The organism is Kaistella palustris DSM 21579 (assembly GCF_000422265.1).
Lineage (GTDB): Bacteria > Bacteroidota > Bacteroidia > Flavobacteriales > Weeksellaceae > Kaistella > Kaistella palustris.
Genome location: NZ_KE383812.1, coordinates 319,297 through 335,189, shown reverse-complemented (window position 1 = coordinate 335,189; position 15,893 = coordinate 319,297). Strand labels below are relative to the sequence as shown.

Here is a 15,893-nt window from a genome sequence, read left to right as displayed (position 1 = left end):
TTCGATAAAATAATCCAATCGTTTTTCCGTTTTGCAAAAAAAAACATAATTGTTTTTTAAAAAAAATTATATATTTACCGCTTAATTTCCAATGAATAGCATGAAAAGAATATTTCTTGTATTAATGTCTGCCACCCTTATTATTTCCTGTTCCAAGAGGGGAGGTTCATCAGCCGGGAAACCCGGAATAAAAGGTGAACTCGTTCCTAAAGGAAAATCCAAATCCTTCGTTTCACTTAGACCTTACGGCATGGTTGCCATACCTGCAGGTTCCTATGTAATGGGACTTGCCGACCAGGATTTCACAAACACTCCGGAAAAAGCGAACCTAAAAACAGTTACTGTTTCATCATTTTTTATGGATGAAACTGAGATCACCAATGCAGAATACCGTGTATTTATAAATTATGTTCGGGATTCAGTCGTTCGTACACTTTTAGCCGAAGCAGCAGGAGACGGCGGTTCAACAGGAGATGGCGGTTCAATTGGAGATTTTGCCTACCTGGCTAAAAAAGCGGGTGAAGACAAAACTGCTTATCAGGAATTTTTGGAGTCGCAGGGCGGAAGAGACGGCTATGATGAATCCAAGAAACTTGACTGGAGTGTTCCGATCCGTTGGAAAACTTCAGAATATCCGGACGCTCAATATGCCGAAGTTCTGGAATCTGTTTATATTCCACCTGCAGAAAGAATTAATAACGAAAGAATAATCGATACGCGCAAACTGAAGTATGCCTATAATTGGGAAGATATTGAGTCTGCAGTTAAAGATAAATCCCGAGGCGAAAAATATCTGAAAAAAGAAAGTATCGCTGTTTACCCGGATACCACAGTTTGGATCAAGGATTTCAACTATGCGTATAACGAACCTTTATATGATGGATATTTCTGGCATACTGCGTACAAAAATTATCCGGTTGTAGGTGTGACTTGGGATCAGGCAAGAGCTTACTGTAATTTCAAATCCAAACTGAAATCAGACTACAACGAGTCATTAAAGAAGAAAAAACAAAAACCAATGGCATTCAGGCTTCCAACTGAGGCGGAATGGGAATATGCGGCCAGAGGTGGAAAAGAAAATGCGACTTATCCGTGGGGCGGACCGTATCTGCAGGATGACCGCGGCTGTTACCTTGCCAACTTTAAACCAAAGCGCGGTAATTATATTGAAGACGAAAAGAAAGGAACTTATACATATACAGCACCGGTAAAACAGTTTGGTAAAAACGGTTTTGGACTTTATGATATGGCCGGAAATGTTGCCGAATGGACTGAGTCACCTTATAACAACTCCACTTATCAGTTCGCTTCTACTTTAAATCCATATCTGTCTAACCAGGCTTACCGTGAGGTAAAAAAATCTGTAAGAGGAGGTTCTTGGAAAGATGTAGGTTATCTGTTGATGAACGGTTCGCGTGACTGGGAAAGAAAAGATTCTGCCCGAAGTTATATTGGCTTCCGTACTGTGCAGGATATTCCGGAAGGAACCGCCAAGTTCAAGAAAAGAACGAATTAAATTCAGAAAAAAACCAAATAACAATAATTTCCAACAAACAAATTTCAACACATGTTTAAAACTAAAGAAGCCACATACAACTTCATCTACTCAATTGGTGCTGCGATCGTGATTATAGGTGCTCTTTTTAAGATGACGCACTGGAGCATAGGTCCACTTTCCGGAAACGTGATGCTTGCCGCAGGTCTAATAACTGAAGCGATCATCTTTACCATTTTTGCATTCGATGTTCCCAAATCAGAGGAAATGTACGCCTGGGAAAATGTATATCCCGAGTTACTCGACAAGGAGGCAAATCCAAATCCAAAGCATTCTTCTATGACACTACAGTCTGCAGAAGTTAAGGAACTGGAAACTTCACTTTCAGACAGATTAGACAAAATGTTGCAGGATGCGAAACTCGACGTGAGCTTATTCGAAAGACTGCGAACAGGAATCGACAAATTTTCCAATTCTGTAGATCAGATCAACCAAACTGTAGATGTTACAGGATCTACCCAAAAATACAATGACCAGCTTTTATTGGCATCAAGTCATCTCGAAAGCATGAATGCGCTCTACGCACTGCAGTTGGAGCACGGTAAATCCCAGACAGAATACAGCAAAAAATACGTAGAAGACATGCAGAAATCTGCTGCACACTCTGCGAAATTCAACGAAGAATTATCCGGATTAACTTCAAACCTTAACAGTCTTAACAGAGTTTACGGCGGTATGCTCAGCGCGATGAAATCTTAATTCCTTACCATTTAGATTTAAAAATTTAAACTATTAACAAAATTTACTAAAAAATGGCACAGGGAAAACAGACGCCTCGTCAGAAGATGATCAACTTGATGTATCTGGTTTTCATTGCAATGCTTGCAATGCAGATCGATCAGGAGATCATTCGCTCTTACAAAGATACCACGGGATCTTTGGAAGATACCAGAACACTGACAGAAAATAACAACTCCATCTTCAAGCAGACTTTAGAAGCAAAGGCTAAAAATACACCGGAAACTTTTGAAACACCGCTGAACAATTATCGCGGCCTTGAAGCTAAAGCTAATGACCTTGTAACTTATATCGAAGGCTTAAAGATCGAATTAAGTAAGGAGGCAGAATACGATCAGAAAGAGGAAATCCAGGAAAGTTTCGCCGCGCTGAACAATACAGAACCCTCTACAAATCTTTTCTTTAATGGTGGCGATGAAAATATTCCCTCTAAAAAAGCGCAGGATCTGAAAGCAAAGATCGACGCTTTCAAAAGTTATATTACTCAGACTTTTGCGGGAAATAAATTAATGAACGAACTGATCAAACGTACGAACCAGCAGATGGTTTCCGAATTTCCTCAAAAGAAAAACGGTAAGAACTGGGTGCAGTATAAGTTTTATAACCAGCCTTTGATCGCTGCACTTTCTAATTTGGAAGTGATTCAGTCGTCTGCCAGAGGTATTCAGGGCGATGCACTTTCTGTAATGCTTCAGGAAAAAGTAGATGCGGATATCAAGTTTGACGCATACCAGGCAATAGTTTCTGCTCCTACAACTGTAATTCAGGGTGAGAGCGCACCTGCCAAAGTATCCATTGGAAATTATTCAAGCAATGTTCCGGGACTTTCGATGCCGGGCTTAACTGTAGTGAATGGTCAGGGAACCACGACTTTAAATACAGGAACTCTGGGTGACCACAGTTTCCGCGGAACAATTTCATTTAAAGATGTAAACGGAAAAGAAATACCTTTGACCTACGATCATACCTATAAAGTAATCGCCGGAGCTCAGGAACTGAAAGCTCAGAAAGGCGCAATCTTAACCGCTGATAAAATGAATGTGTTGTACCGTGGTTTACCGAATCCTATTTCAGGTTCCATCTTAGGTGCAGACATGTCGGGAATATCCTTATCTGCTGCAGGAGCTTCTGTGAGTGGTGGTGGCGGAAAATGGACGGTAACTCCTGGTGGAGGTAATACAGTTACACTTACCATTTCCGGACGTGATCCAAAAGGCGGTCTGATTTCGCAGGCATTCCCTTTCAGAATTAAAAACGTGCCGCCGCCAATCGGTGAGATTCAGGGTAAAAATGTGGTTTCCATGCCGGCAAGTTCAATTCCGAACCAGCATGTAACAGCAGATATGCCGGACTTTGATTTCCCGGTTAGTTTTACGGTGAACAGCTTTATGTTTAAAGTGCCGGGCAAAGCAGCGATGCTTGTAAACGGAAATTCCTTGGGTGCCGTTTCAAACCTGACCAAAGGTTTGCGCGCAGGTGATATTGCATACGTGTTCAACATTCAGGCAACCGCATCGGGGCTTGGTAACCAACAATTAAAAAACATCGGAAACGTGATAATAAACGTACAATAAATACGTTGGTAATCGATAGAAGAACTCTTCTATAGTTTTTAAAATATTCAGAATGAAAAAGGTCTTATTAATAGTTCTTGCTTTAAGTTTCAGCGTTGCTGGCGCACAGACCAAGAAAAAACCCAGAAAGAAAGCCAAAACTACCGCTCCTGCTCCAAAAGCGGAAATGGAAGCTCCGGTTGTAGAGATTCCTGCAGAGGAACTTCCCGCAGCAGGTGGTGAGGTCGATGATACTCCGATCAACTCAATGTCGATCCTGAATGCAAAATCTCCGGAATCCTTTAGAAAATACCGCGAACTTGGTATGATCAAGCAGGGAGACTCTATGGTTTCAACCAAGGTAACTCCTTTAAAATATGGTTTCATCGAAGACAAAGACATTCTGAAAAGTATGGTCGTTTGGGAGATCATCGACATGAATGACAAGTTGAATCAGCCGTTTTACCATAATGAAGACGGTTTGGTTTCTCAGAACAAATCACTTTATCAAATTCTTTTCGATGCCATTAACGATGGGCGGATTAAAGAAGTTTATGATGATGAACTGTTCACTGTCCGTCTCGATCCCGAAGCCATCCAGGCAAGAATTAAAAACGCGGTGATGAGCGATGCCGGTATTGACAGACTTAACGAAACCGGCACATTAACGGAAGAGGAAAAGAAGGAATATACTAATGTATACGAAACCAAGACTGAAAATGTAAAAGTTCTGAAAATCAAGGGAATGTGGTACATCGATCGTCGCGACAGCCAGATGAAATACCGCCTTCTTGGGATTGCGGCTATGGGTCAGGATCCTGCCACAATGGGACAGTATGGACCCGACGGTCAGCCGTTAGCCTCAAAAGATGAACTGATCGACCTCTTCTGGGTATATTATCCGGATGCGCGGGAAGTTCTTGCAAATTCTGTAGTTTTCAATAATAAAAATCTCTCTTCCGATATTACTTTTGATGATTTGCTCAATGCGCGCCGGTTTTCAACGGTGATATATAAATCGGATAACGGTTTAGGCAACGGCGTGATCAAGGATTACATTCCGCGCGATGCCGATGCACAGCTTGAAGAAAGTGAAGCCATCAAAGCGCAAATCCTTCAGATGGAGAATGACATGTGGAATTACTAAGAGTTCCTGTCAAGAACAATAAAAACCTGAGTATTTTTGCTCAGGTTTTTTTCTGAAAACTTTTGTAAAATGAAAATGAAAAATGTTGATTATATAATTGTTGGCGGGGGTTATGCGGGCGTTTTTTTTGCGCATCAGCTGCTGCAGCATGGCAAGTCTTTCATAATGTATTCTGAAGGTTTGAAAAGTGCTTCCCATATTTCTGCAGGTATTGTAAATCCGGTTGTGCTGAAGAAATTTACCACGTTTTGGCTCGCTGAAGAACAGATAGACTTTCTCAGCCAAACTATGGCCGAAATTGCAATATATACCGGTAAAAACTATCTTGTCAACGAGCGGATTCATCGGATTTTTCACGATGAGAGCGAAAAAGAGCTCTGGCTGAAAAAGTCACAAACCGAGGAACTGCGGCCTTTTCTTGATCCATGTTTCGAGCAGCTGGATGTCGTAGAAAATCCATTTGGAACAGGGGCTGTACAGAAATCTGCACGAGTAAATGTAGATGATTTTTTTACTGATTTTCTGAAATATCTTTCAGAAAAGTACATTCTGATTAATGAGCGCTTTTATCACGAATCGATTTCCGGAGATCAATATAAGGATGTTAAATTTAAAAATATAGTTTTTTGCGAAGGAATGGGAGTCAGGGATAATCCTTTTTTCTGCGACATACCTGTGATTCCTAATAAAGGTCATCACTTGAAAGTTCAGCTTGAGCAAAAACCAACCAATAGATACACGATCAAAAAGAAGCATTTTCTTTTTCCGTTAAATGATGACTTTCACTATTACGGTGGTACTTATGATCCGAACGAAAGGGAAAATGAAATTGATGATTTTAAAGAAGTGGAACTGAAAGAAAGCCTGGTAGCTTTTTATCTCCATGATTTTAAGACCGTGGAAGTGAATTACGGTTTTCGCCCTACTGTAAAAGACCGGCGGCCCATTTTAGGTCATCATCCGGAACACCTCAATTATTTCGTCTATAATGGTCTGGGTGCGCGCGGAATTTTAAACGGCTGTTATTTCGCACGTGAACTTTTCGAACATATCGAATTTGGGAAAGATTTAATGCCGGAAGTAGATGTAACGCGCTTTCGCAAATAATGGGCTTTTTTAAATCATCAAAGATTTTATTTTTATTTCATCTATTCAGGGGCGGTATATGATAGATTCACGACCACGACAATCAGTGAAAACTTTAAGTAAAGCTAAAAAAAATAACCCACTGAAAACAGCAGGTTATTGAAAATATTGCAGAGAGGATGGGATTCGAACCCACGATACAGTTACCCGTATACTACCTTTCCAGGGTAGCTCCTTCAACCACTCGGACACCTCTCTAATTGAAGACTGCAAAAATAGCGTAATTTATTGACTTCTAAAAACAGAATCTTGATTTTTTGAAAAAGTTATTTCAATAGTGTTCAGCATGTGTTTCAACTGATACTTCACCACAGAGATTCTTGGCAAAGTTTTCGGCGAAAGTTCCTTCATATTTAGGATTGTCAAGCAGATGCATCGCTTTGGTGAGTGCACTTTCGGCCGTGATGTCGCGACCGCTTATCGCACCTATTTTTGTGAAAATATTGGAATTCGAATATTTCCCAAAAGTTATGCCGCCTGAAACGCACTGCGAGATCACTACGATTTCAGTTCCCTGTTTTCGCAGATTCTGAAGCATAGTTTGCGTTTTCTGCGTATTGAAAATCGTCCCGGAGCCAAAGACTTGCAGGATGAGTACCTTCACTTTTGGCATTTCTGAAAAATGATTCAAATGCATACCGGGAAAAATGCGCCAGAAGAATACCTCCTGGGAGATGTGGTTGTCAACGTGGAAAGGTTCAGATGTCGTGTTTCGCCACAAAAAATCTTTCTGTATATTCAAATGCACGCCTGATTGGCCCAAAACCGGATAGTTTGGCGTCTGATACGCGTCAAAATATTCCGCTGAATATTTGAGCGTACGGTTTCCGCGCAGGAGTTTATATTCAAAATAGACGGCCACTTCCTGAATGACAGCGTTTCCGTTTTCGTAGAGACTGGCGTAATTCAAGCTGGTGAGCAGATTTTCCTTTGCATCGGTGCGCAGATCACCGATCGGCAGTTGAGAACCGGTCAGTATTACAGGTTTCCCCAAATTTTTCAGCATGAAACTCAGCGCAGAGGCGGTATAAGACATCGTATCGGTGCCGTGCAGAATCAGGAAACCATCAAAATTATGATAATTTTTACCTATGTAATTGGCAATAATTTTCCATTCTTCGGGACCCATATCCGAGGAGTCAAGCGGTTTTTTAAAAGGGTGCACGGAAACCTCACATTCGAGCAGTTTCATTTCGGGTATTTTTTTAAAAATATTTCCAAAATCAAAAGCCTGAAGACTGCCGGTTTCATAATCCTTCTCCATGCCGATCGTGCCGCCGGTATAAATCAGAAGTACTTTTCTTTTCATGGGCTCAAAAATAGTGTATTTTGCAGAATAATGGCGTGTAGTATTAGGGCGAGTTTTTTAGATTTTGCCGCGGCGGCAGCCGCGGCAGAATCTAAAAAACCGGGCTCTACGCTGCAATTCCTCCCCGCGGGCGGGTCCGGGATTTCCGCTGCGATCCCTCCCGCGAAAATGAAGCGCATATAGAGCGCTGTTAGAGCTCGAAGCTCTAACAGCGCTGAACAATTACCTCAAATAAAAGCTCCGCGCACAGGTCCTGAATTTGTGATTAAACAGCGGCCGTTACTCTAAGCTTTACAGAATCTTACTTCGCGTTTAGGTTGCCACTCTTTTCGGCGCTCGCTTCGCTCGCGCCAACTTCCAAGTTTAAAGTCTTCCCAGAATGATTTAATTACACTTTGTTCCAGCTATACTTTTCGGCGCTCGCTTCGCTCGCGCCAACTTCCAAATTTAAAGTCTTCCCAGAATTATTTAATTACACTTTGTTCCAGCTATACTTTTCGGCGCTCGCTTCGCTCGCGCCAACTTCCAAATTTAAAGTCTTCCCAGAATTATTTAATTACACTTTGTTCCAGCTATACTTTTCGGCGCTCGCTTCGCTCGCGACAACTTCCAAGTTTAAAGTCTTCTCAGAATTATTTAATTACACTTTTTTCCAGCTATACTTTTCGGCGCTCGCTTCGCTCGCGCCCCAACCCGCTTTCCAAATAAATCCCTAATTTTACCCTCATGAAAAACCGCGAAATCTTCCATTATCTTCAGCAGTTCCTTACCGACGAAAGACTCCAAAAGATTAACCGTATTGCGCCCGAAAGTTCCGGTTTCGTGTTGCCGGTAATCGAAGATGTTTTTCAGTTCCGTAATGCCGCGGCGATTGTGCGCTCGGTCGAAGCCTGTGGCTTTCATAAAATCGTGGCTATGGAAAGTGAGCACGAATTTAATCCCAATCTCCGCGTGACCAAAGGAGCGGAAACCTGGGTGGAAGTGGAGCGTCTGCCACACACGCTGGAATCATTAAAGGAAATAAAAAACCGCGGGTACAGGATTGTGGCGGTATCACCCGAAAAAAATGCCACGCTTTTACCGGATTTTCAGCTTACAGATCCCGTGGCGCTCGTATTCGGTACAGAAGCCGAAGGTGTAACAGATGAGATTTTAAATTTCGCCGATGAAACTTTGGCTATTCCGATGTACGGTTTTACACAGAGTTTCAATGTATCTGTCGCCGCGGCGATTTGCGTGTACGCCATGAAGCAGAAACTGATCGCTTCAGGTATCAATTATAAGCTTACGGAAGAAAAGCTTTGGGAAATGAAGGTGCGCTGGGCCGTAAACTCCATCAAAAGTGGAAAACAGATCCTGGCGAAATTTCTTGGTGAACATAAAACTTTGTTATGAAAAGTTTTATCATGCGCTCAGTCCATCAGTCCATAATTCCAGGCCGCTACAAATATACCCGCGGTTTCGGTACGCAGGCGCTGCTTGCCGAGTGACACGGCTTTAACTCCTTTTTCTGCGAGCAGCTGAATTTCCTTCTCAGAAAAATCACCTTCAGGACCAATGAGAAAAGTGATTTTCTGCTGTCTCATGTTTTGATTGTGCTGGAGTTCTTTCAGATCAAATCTTATAAGATTTTCATTACAATGGGCCACAAAGGTATTTGCCGGATCAACGTTTTTAATAAAATCAGAAAATTTCAGCAAACCGTTAACTTTCGGAAAGTGAAATCTCAGACTTTGCTTGGAGGCGGCAATGCTTTGTTTCCGCAGTTTGTCGATGTTGATATTTTTGCGTTCGGTCTGCTCGGTTTGTAGAAAGGTAACTTCACAGATTCCCATTTCGGTGGCTTTCTCCAGAAAAAATTCAATACGGTCTATATTTTTAGTCGGCGCTATCGCAATATGAAGTTGGGGCGAGAAGTTCGGCAGATTGCTGTTTATTTCTTTTGTTTCCAGCAGGACTTTTTTACCTTCTAGCTTTAGATTTCCTTTTGCGAGTTTACCTTTTCCGTCTGTTACAAAAATATCTTCTCCGTCGCGCATGCGCAAGACTTTCACAATGTGTGTTTGCTCTTCAGCGTCAATAAATACTTGGTTATCTGAGATTTCTCCGTAAAATAATTTCATCTGAACTTCGGATTTTATTAATAAAAGATGTTCGGCATAGTGCGCTTTTATGCCACACTGTCGCTGAAAAAGGCCACACCGGTTTTCAGTGTGCTGTACATGTCGGTATCGCATTCCCGGTAGCTGCACGGAAATATTTCTTCAATCCATTTGTCGTTGATAAAAATCAGATTCAGATATTCAAATTTCCGCAAATTGTTTTTGATGGCCAGATAGTCGCCTTCTTTTGGTGTATAGGGGAAGCTGAAAACATTTTCGGAATTCATCTTTTCGATGATTTCCGCTTTTATATCCTGAATGTATCCTTTTTCAGAACTGGTCGCCTCAAAGTCATTTCCCCGGTCAGAAGGAGGTCGTTTTGCGGTCACCGTTTCCAGTATCCAGTAATAGCGCGAACTTTTTTTGGAGTGTGTGCCGAGAATTTTTTCTTCCAGTAAAATTTTCATCAGGATGTTTTCAGTTGATTAATCCAGGATTTGACTGTTCTTTTTAAAGCTTTCCTCGATATCATACCGCGCTGTGGCCGATACCGAAAGGTCTGCGAATTCACCGCGGTCAAACTTCAGTTTTGCCACCATTGCAATCATTGCAGCATTATCAGTCGTGTATTCGAATTTTGGGATGTAAATGTTCCAGCCGAGTTTTTCTGCCCTGTCTTTCATGGCTTGCCGCAGTCCTGAATTTGCCGACACGCCGCCTGCGATTGCGATTTCATTGACCTGAAGATCGTTTGCCGCTTTTTCTAGTTTATGCATTAGAATTTCTACGATTGTTTTCTGCACCGAGGCACAGAGGTCTCTCAGGTTTTCTTTAATAAAATCCGGATTCTTATGAATTTCTTTCTGAATAAAATATAAAACGGAAGTCTTTACACCGCTGAACGAATAATTATAGTTGTCGATACGGGGTTTGCTGAACTGAAAAGCACTGCTGTTTCCTTCTTTGGCCAAACGGTCGACAATAGGTCCGGCGGGATAATCAAGATCGAAGATCTTCCCGATTTTGTCGAATGCTTCACCGGCTGCATCGTCGATGGTTTTTCCGATGATCTCCATGTCAAAATAATCTCTCACGAGTACGATCATGGTATGTCCGCCGGAAACTGTGAGACACAGGAAAGGGAATTTGGGAGGCATTAAATTTGCATCGTCGATGAAATGGGCTAAAATATGGGCTTGCAGGTGGTTAACCTCAATTAAGGGAACCTGTAAACTCATTGCCAGAGATTTTGCAAATGAAGTGCCGACAAGGAGCGAACCCAAAAGTCCCGGACCACGCGTAAAACCGACAGCACAAATATCTTTTTGTTGTATATTTGCTTTCCTCACAGACTTCTGGACCACGGGAATGATGTTTTGCTGATGCGCACGGGAAGCGAGTTCGGGAACTACACCGCCATATTCATTGTGGATCTCCTGATTGGCTGCAATGTTGGAAAGGATTTTATTTCCCCGTATTACAGCTGCCGAGGTGTCGTCGCAGGATGATTCTATACCTAAAATTATTGAGTCGCTCATAACAATGGCAAATTTAGAGAATAATAACGATAACGAAAACAAAAAGTCGGTTGCCGAAGACCTTGGCGACCAGCTGCAGCATACAGCAGACCAGGTGAGCGGCAAGGTTCAGGAAACCCTCAAAGATGCCACGCAGCTCGCTTCCGACGCCATTACGCATCCTGTAGAAACAGCTAAGGAATTTGGCAAACAGGCCAGAAAAGATGTGACCAGTTACAAATGGTGGGCAAAACTTATTCTTATCATTTTCTGGACCGCACTTTCCGTAGTTCTTCTCGCGCTTATCGCCATCAACCTGAATGTGACGAAAAGATGGGCTGCCAACCAGGCGCTCCAGGTTCTGAACCAGGATTTTAAAGCAGAAATGTCTACCGAAAGTGTTAGTGTAGATTACTTTGGCGATATCCTGATCAAAGGTCTCCGCATTAAAGATTATAAAGGAATGGAGTTCATCAAAGCGCGGGAATTTCGTGCAAACTCCGACTGGATTTCACTCGCGTCCAACGCCATCACCGGGAAAAGCAACGCGCTGAGTTTCGACCAACTCTCACTTACCAATGCCGACATCAAGGTAATTACTTACAGGGGCGACAGTATTTCCAACTTCATCCGCTACACCCAGAACTTTGAATCCGGAAAAAAAAGAGATCCCAACAAACCACCATTCCAGCTGAATTCGCGTGTTGACATCATTGATTCAAAAGTGATCATCGTGAACCAAAACAGCGAAGGTGAAGACGGGAAATGGTTAACCGCCACGAAGTTTAATTTGCATGCGCCACAGGTCAAGGTTAATGGCAGCAATATCTTTGGACAGATCAACAACATGAGCTTCTACACAGAAAGATGGGGCAAAACACATTATGTCGATACATTTTCGACCGAGCTTTCCATGACTCCCGATTATCTGTCGCTGAAAGATCTTACTTTAAATACAGACCACAGTTTGCTACAGGGCAACATAAGGTTTGGTCTGAATAACGGTTCCTGGTCTCAGTTCGCCGACCGCGTGCGCTGGGATATGAAGATGCAGCCCGGCAGCCAGATCAGCGGCTACGACATCAGTTATTTTGTAACCGACTGGGATAATTATAAACCCATCAATATCTCAGGAAATATGACCGGTCCGCTAAATAAGTTTTACCTGGATAATTTCCTGGTCCGAAACCCGCAGGTCAACATCCACACCAATACAATGAAGGTCTCTAACCTGCTTAAAGGTAATTTCCAGATCGAATCCAATACCATTTCTACGGACTTTACATACAAAGATCTCAAGGCGATGATGCCGACCTTCATTTCATCAAAGATGAAAAATTTCGCTGATGATTTTGGACGGTTAAAGTTCAACGGTGCCGCACGCGTAACTCCCAAACAGGTTTATGTGCCGAATGCGCGCCTGATTACAGGAATCGGCCAGGCGAAGATCAGCAACTTTTATCTGGAAGATTACAGTTCGAATATGCCGAAATACCGTGGTTTTGCCGAGGTTAACGATCTGAACACTTCTGTTATTACCAAAAATAATGAAGTAGGACTGATTTCCGGGATATTCAATGTGCAGGGTCAGAGTTTCGACGTTAATACCATGCGGCTCCGGACACGTTCGCAAATCTCCAAAGTGGAGATCATGAACAGGGAAATTAACAACGTTTATCTGGAAGGGCTGCTCGATCATAAGACCTATCGTGGCATTGTAAATATTAATGACGAACAGGCAAAGGCAAAAGTAAACGGTTTCATTGATTTCCATACCTCTAAAATTGCGGCAGATATAAAGGCAGATGTGCAGTATTTAAATCTGAACTATTTCACCGGTGGCAAAGGCAGCCAGATCGTCAGTGGAAATGTGGACGGCAAAATCGCAATGACAAATCTTAATGATCTGGTTCTGGACGCTGATCTGCAAAATGTGACCTTTAATAATGCCTCACAAAAATATTTAATTCCAAACGCAAAAGTGAAAGCCTTTTTTGAAAATGGTAACCGTGTAGTGGATGTAAATGCGCCGGGTGCGGTCAACGGACAGATTTCAGGAAAATATAATCTGGGCGACCTTGCAGGAATGATACAAAATGGCTTAGGTAAAATACTGGTGAATCCGCCACCGAGAAAATTATACCGCGGCCAGAACTTTACAATGAATTTTGATGTGAAGCAGGATCTCATCAGCTATTTTGAGCCGAATGTCAGGATTCCAAATGGAGCCACCGTGAGTGGCGCTTATGATGGAAATTCCAATAACCTGATTCTGAATATCGATGCGCAGTCCCTGAAATATCTGATGACCAAAAAAGAGGAAATTACCGATGCTGATCAGGCGCTGGCCAAAGCAAATCCCGCCTATAAAATAACTGAGCGGGACAAGATCACACACGACAGTGCCATGGTCGATAATATTATGGTCCGCATCAATACTGCAAATCTGGATGAACAAATTTTTGTAAAAGTAGACCGCGCAGAATATAACAACAATGTCTTAAAAGATGTTACACTGCATGGCAGAAATGAGAACAACAGCTTGCTGCATATCGCCGCCGATTTCAAACTCGGCACACCTGAAGAGGAGGTGAAGCAGACCATGAAGGAATATGCGGTAAACCTGAACCAAACCACAAACAGTTCGGGCGATTACGTCTTCCGTTTTGAGCCCACGACCATTAAAATAAATGACGTGGCGTGGAGTGTGGATACTTCTGCCGGTCTTGACCATTCCATCACGTACCGCAAACTTACCGGCGACTTTCTAATTCACAACCTGCGGCTGTATTCCGATCAAAGTGAACTTCTGCTCAAAGAATCGATATTTAAATCTGCGAAAGACTTCTCGGCAGAAGGCGAGGTAAAAAACCTGAATATCGCCAAGATATTTGCCTTTACCAAAGATGATAACAGCATGGATATTCAGGGAACAGCCAATGGAACCTTTGATATCCGAATGGATAAAAACAATCTGGAACCGCTCGTGGACCTTACTGTTTCCGATATTTTTATGAATGGCAATGATATGGGAGATGTGGTGATTTCTGCAAAGAAAAGTGCGGTACCAAATATTTTTGATATTGAAGCCAAAGTCATCAAAGCCGGAATAATTGGAAATAACAGCCTGTACCTGTCGGGAACTGTCAACAACAATACTTCTTCTCCAACGCTTGACCTGGTCGCCGATATGAAGGAATTCGACCTTGCTTTCGCTCAGGAATTCCTGAAGGGCGTTTTCGGAAATATCAGAGGTAAAGCTTCAGGCGCCTTAAAGATTTCCGGAAAACTTAATGATGTGGATTACAGCGGAGATATCGCGTTGAGCAATTTCGGATTAAAACTTAATTTTACCGGAGTGGATTACTCTTTTGATGACACTGTAGTTTCACTTTCCAAAGGATTGGCAATCCTGAATGATATTGGCGTAAGCGATGGCCGGTCTAATTCCAAAGGTTCCATCTCCGGTGCGATACAGTTTGAGACATTATCATCAATGGGGGTCAACCTTGTGATGCGTGCCGATAATCTGATGCTGCTGAATACCACACAGAAAGATCTGGATCTGTTCTGGGGTCGCGTATACGGTACCGGTACGCTGTATGTTGATGGACCCGTAGCCTCGCTGAATATTACAACTCCGGAAATGAAGGCGCTGAATAACAGCGTATTCACCTTCAACTCAAATTCTACTTCAAACGTCGAGGAATTTAAGATGCTCCGTTTTTTGAAACGCGATGAATCCGGAATGATCTCGGTGGAAGAAAAGAAAAAATCAAGTGCCAATATCAATGTAGATTTCACCCTGTCTGTTGACAAAGGTACTACGGTAAACGTGCTTGTGGGCGATGATATCGGCGATATTTCCGTACGCGGTAATGCCGAGAAACTGCGCTTCCGGATGACAAGAGCAGGTGCTGTGGCAATGAACGGTGATTATTTTGTAGATAACGGAACTTTTGTATCCAAAGCGATCCTCAACAGAACATTCCAGATATCGAAAGGCAGCAGTATCCGCTGGGATGGCGATCCCATTTCCCCGGACCTTGATATTGACGCAACTTATCTGCGGACAGTAACCAATGCCGGACAATACCTGAATATGGGAAGTCTGCAGCCCATCAATGTCCTGCTTTCAACACATATTACACAAACTCTGGATAATCCCAAAATTGAGTTGGGCATATCAGCACAGGATGTGTCGAGTGATTTAAAAGCCACACTTGCCCAGAAAATGAGTAATGAAGACGAAAAGATCATTCAGTTCGGCTCTGTGCTTGTAATGAACAGCTTTAATGTGGGTAATTCCGCTTTCGATATCAACCTTGGCAATACGCTGGAAACTTCTGGTTATAATATGCTTTTCAAGCAACTCGGCTCGGTACTGAATACCATCAGCAATGAGTTTCAGGTGGATTTAAATTATCTGAACGGTGATGCAAATTCCAATACGGGCGATCGGGCCAATGCGAGTGTAAGTATTGCACTTTCGCCACGGGTTACGGTAAAAACGGGCTTGGGAATTCCGATCTCGAAGTCGGAAAATACAAACGCTGATTACCTTTCGGGCGAAGGAATTATAGAATATGACTGGTCCAAAAAGAATGACGGTACAAGATTATTGCGTGCATACTCTAAACCAACCAATATAGGCCTCAACGGAGCGGGCGCGGCCAATGCCAGTGCAAACCAGAGTTATGGAGTGGGAGTGGTGTATAGTAAAAGTTTTAATACCATCTTTAAAAGAAAGAAAAAAGATAAAAATTCAAATACAACGAAATCGCTGTTTAAAAAAGAATCTTTTAAGAAAGATACTTTAAAATAGG

General features: G+C 42.5%; 11 protein-coding genes and 1 tRNA gene. 7 read left to right on the top strand and 5 right to left on the bottom strand.

From position 1 onward, the window contains the following. Window positions 1-100 precede the first annotated feature (100 nt). From porK to H562_RS0111600, 5 genes are all read left to right on the top strand, one after another. Window positions 101-1,516, top strand: a complete 1,416-nt coding sequence (gene porK, locus H562_RS0111620; RefSeq protein ID WP_027377659.1) for a T9SS ring complex lipoprotein PorK/GldK — start codon at window positions 101-103, stop codon at window positions 1,514-1,516. Window positions 1,517-1,567: 51 nt separating this feature from the next. Beyond that, entirely contained in the window at window positions 1,568-2,254 is a 687-nt protein-coding gene (porL, locus tag H562_RS0111615; protein ID WP_027377658.1) for a type IX secretion system motor protein PorL/GldL, read from the top strand. Window positions 2,255-2,307: 53 nt separating this feature from the next. Continuing rightward, window positions 2,308-3,867 (top strand): type IX secretion system motor protein PorM/GldM, encoded by a 1,560-nt coding sequence (porM, locus tag H562_RS0111610; RefSeq protein ID WP_027377657.1) that lies wholly within the window; start codon window positions 2,308-2,310, stop codon window positions 3,865-3,867. Window positions 3,868-4,114: 247 nt separating this feature from the next. Beyond that, the gene (gene porN / locus H562_RS0111605) at window positions 4,115-4,993 is read left to right on the top strand and encodes a type IX secretion system ring subunit PorN/GldN (RefSeq protein ID WP_051190501.1); all 879 of its coding nucleotides are present in this window, start codon (window positions 4,115-4,117) and stop codon (window positions 4,991-4,993) included. 75 nt (window positions 4,994-5,068) lie between these two features. Then, window positions 5,069-6,100: an NAD(P)/FAD-dependent oxidoreductase gene (locus H562_RS0111600; protein ID WP_027377655.1), complete on the top strand. Its 1,032-nt coding sequence runs from the start codon at window positions 5,069-5,071 to the stop codon at window positions 6,098-6,100. A gap of 150 nt (window positions 6,101-6,250) precedes the next feature. Here the strand turns inward: H562_RS0111600 and H562_RS0111595 are convergent. Together H562_RS0111595 and H562_RS0111590 are read right to left on the bottom strand one after the other, a co-directional pair. Continuing rightward, window positions 6,251-6,337 (bottom strand) — tRNA-Ser (locus H562_RS0111595). A gap of 73 nt (window positions 6,338-6,410) precedes the next feature. Further along, a complete protein-coding gene (locus tag H562_RS0111590; RefSeq protein WP_027377654.1) occupies window positions 6,411-7,448 on the bottom strand; it encodes an asparaginase in 1,038 nt (345 codons plus the stop codon). A 726-nt stretch (window positions 7,449-8,174) separates the two neighbouring features. On the opposite strand from H562_RS0111590, the gene H562_RS0111580 reads away from it, so the two are divergent. Beyond that, entirely contained in the window at window positions 8,175-8,843 is a 669-nt protein-coding gene (locus H562_RS0111580) for a TrmH family RNA methyltransferase (RefSeq protein ID WP_027377652.1), read from the top strand. Window positions 8,844-8,860: 17 nt separating this feature from the next. Here H562_RS0111580 and H562_RS0111575 read toward each other — a convergent pair whose 3' ends face one another. Genes H562_RS0111575 through tsaD form a run of 3 tightly spaced genes read right to left on the bottom strand, consistent with a single transcriptional unit; the run spans window position 8,861 to window position 11,088 of the window. After that, entirely contained in the window at window positions 8,861-9,571 is a 711-nt protein-coding gene (locus H562_RS0111575) for an RsmE family RNA methyltransferase (RefSeq protein ID WP_027377651.1), read from the bottom strand. A 47-nt stretch (window positions 9,572-9,618) separates the two neighbouring features. Beyond that, window positions 9,619-10,017 (bottom strand): hypothetical protein, encoded by a 399-nt coding sequence (locus H562_RS0111570; protein ID WP_027377650.1) that lies wholly within the window; start codon window positions 10,015-10,017, stop codon window positions 9,619-9,621. 18 nt (window positions 10,018-10,035) lie between these two features. Beyond that, the gene (gene tsaD / locus H562_RS0111565) at window positions 10,036-11,088 is read right to left on the bottom strand and encodes a tRNA (adenosine(37)-N6)-threonylcarbamoyltransferase complex transferase subunit TsaD (protein ID WP_027377649.1); all 1,053 of its coding nucleotides are present in this window, start codon (window positions 11,086-11,088) and stop codon (window positions 10,036-10,038) included. Between the two features lie 4 nt (window positions 11,089-11,092). Between tsaD and H562_RS0111560 the strand changes: the two genes are divergently transcribed. Beyond that, window positions 11,093-15,892 (top strand): translocation/assembly module TamB domain-containing protein, encoded by a 4,800-nt coding sequence (locus H562_RS0111560; protein WP_027377648.1) that lies wholly within the window; start codon window positions 11,093-11,095, stop codon window positions 15,890-15,892. Window position 15,893 lies beyond the last annotated feature (1 nt).

Coding starts and splice junctions, on each gene's coding strand:
- porK (WP_027377659.1), top strand. CDS start 101: ATGAAAAGAATATTTCTTGTATTAATGTCTGCCACCCTTATTATTTCC.
- porL (WP_027377658.1), top strand. CDS start 1,568: ATGTTTAAAACTAAAGAAGCCACATACAACTTCATCTACTCAATTGGT.
- porM (WP_027377657.1), top strand. CDS start 2,308: ATGGCACAGGGAAAACAGACGCCTCGTCAGAAGATGATCAACTTGATG.
- porN (WP_051190501.1), top strand. CDS start 4,115: ATGTCGATCCTGAATGCAAAATCTCCGGAATCCTTTAGAAAATACCGC.
- H562_RS0111600 (WP_027377655.1), top strand. CDS start 5,069: ATGAAAAATGTTGATTATATAATTGTTGGCGGGGGTTATGCGGGCGTT.
- H562_RS0111590 (WP_027377654.1), bottom strand. CDS start 7,448: ATGAAAAGAAAAGTACTTCTGATTTATACCGGCGGCACGATCGGCATG.
- H562_RS0111580 (WP_027377652.1), top strand. CDS start 8,175: ATGAAAAACCGCGAAATCTTCCATTATCTTCAGCAGTTCCTTACCGAC.
- H562_RS0111575 (WP_027377651.1), bottom strand. CDS start 9,571: ATGAAATTATTTTACGGAGAAATCTCAGATAACCAAGTATTTATTGAC.
- H562_RS0111570 (WP_027377650.1), bottom strand. CDS start 10,017: ATGAAAATTTTACTGGAAGAAAAAATTCTCGGCACACACTCCAAAAAA.
- tsaD (WP_027377649.1), bottom strand. CDS start 11,088: ATGAGCGACTCAATAATTTTAGGTATAGAATCATCCTGCGACGACACC.
- H562_RS0111560 (WP_027377648.1), top strand. CDS start 11,093: ATGGCAAATTTAGAGAATAATAACGATAACGAAAACAAAAAGTCGGTT.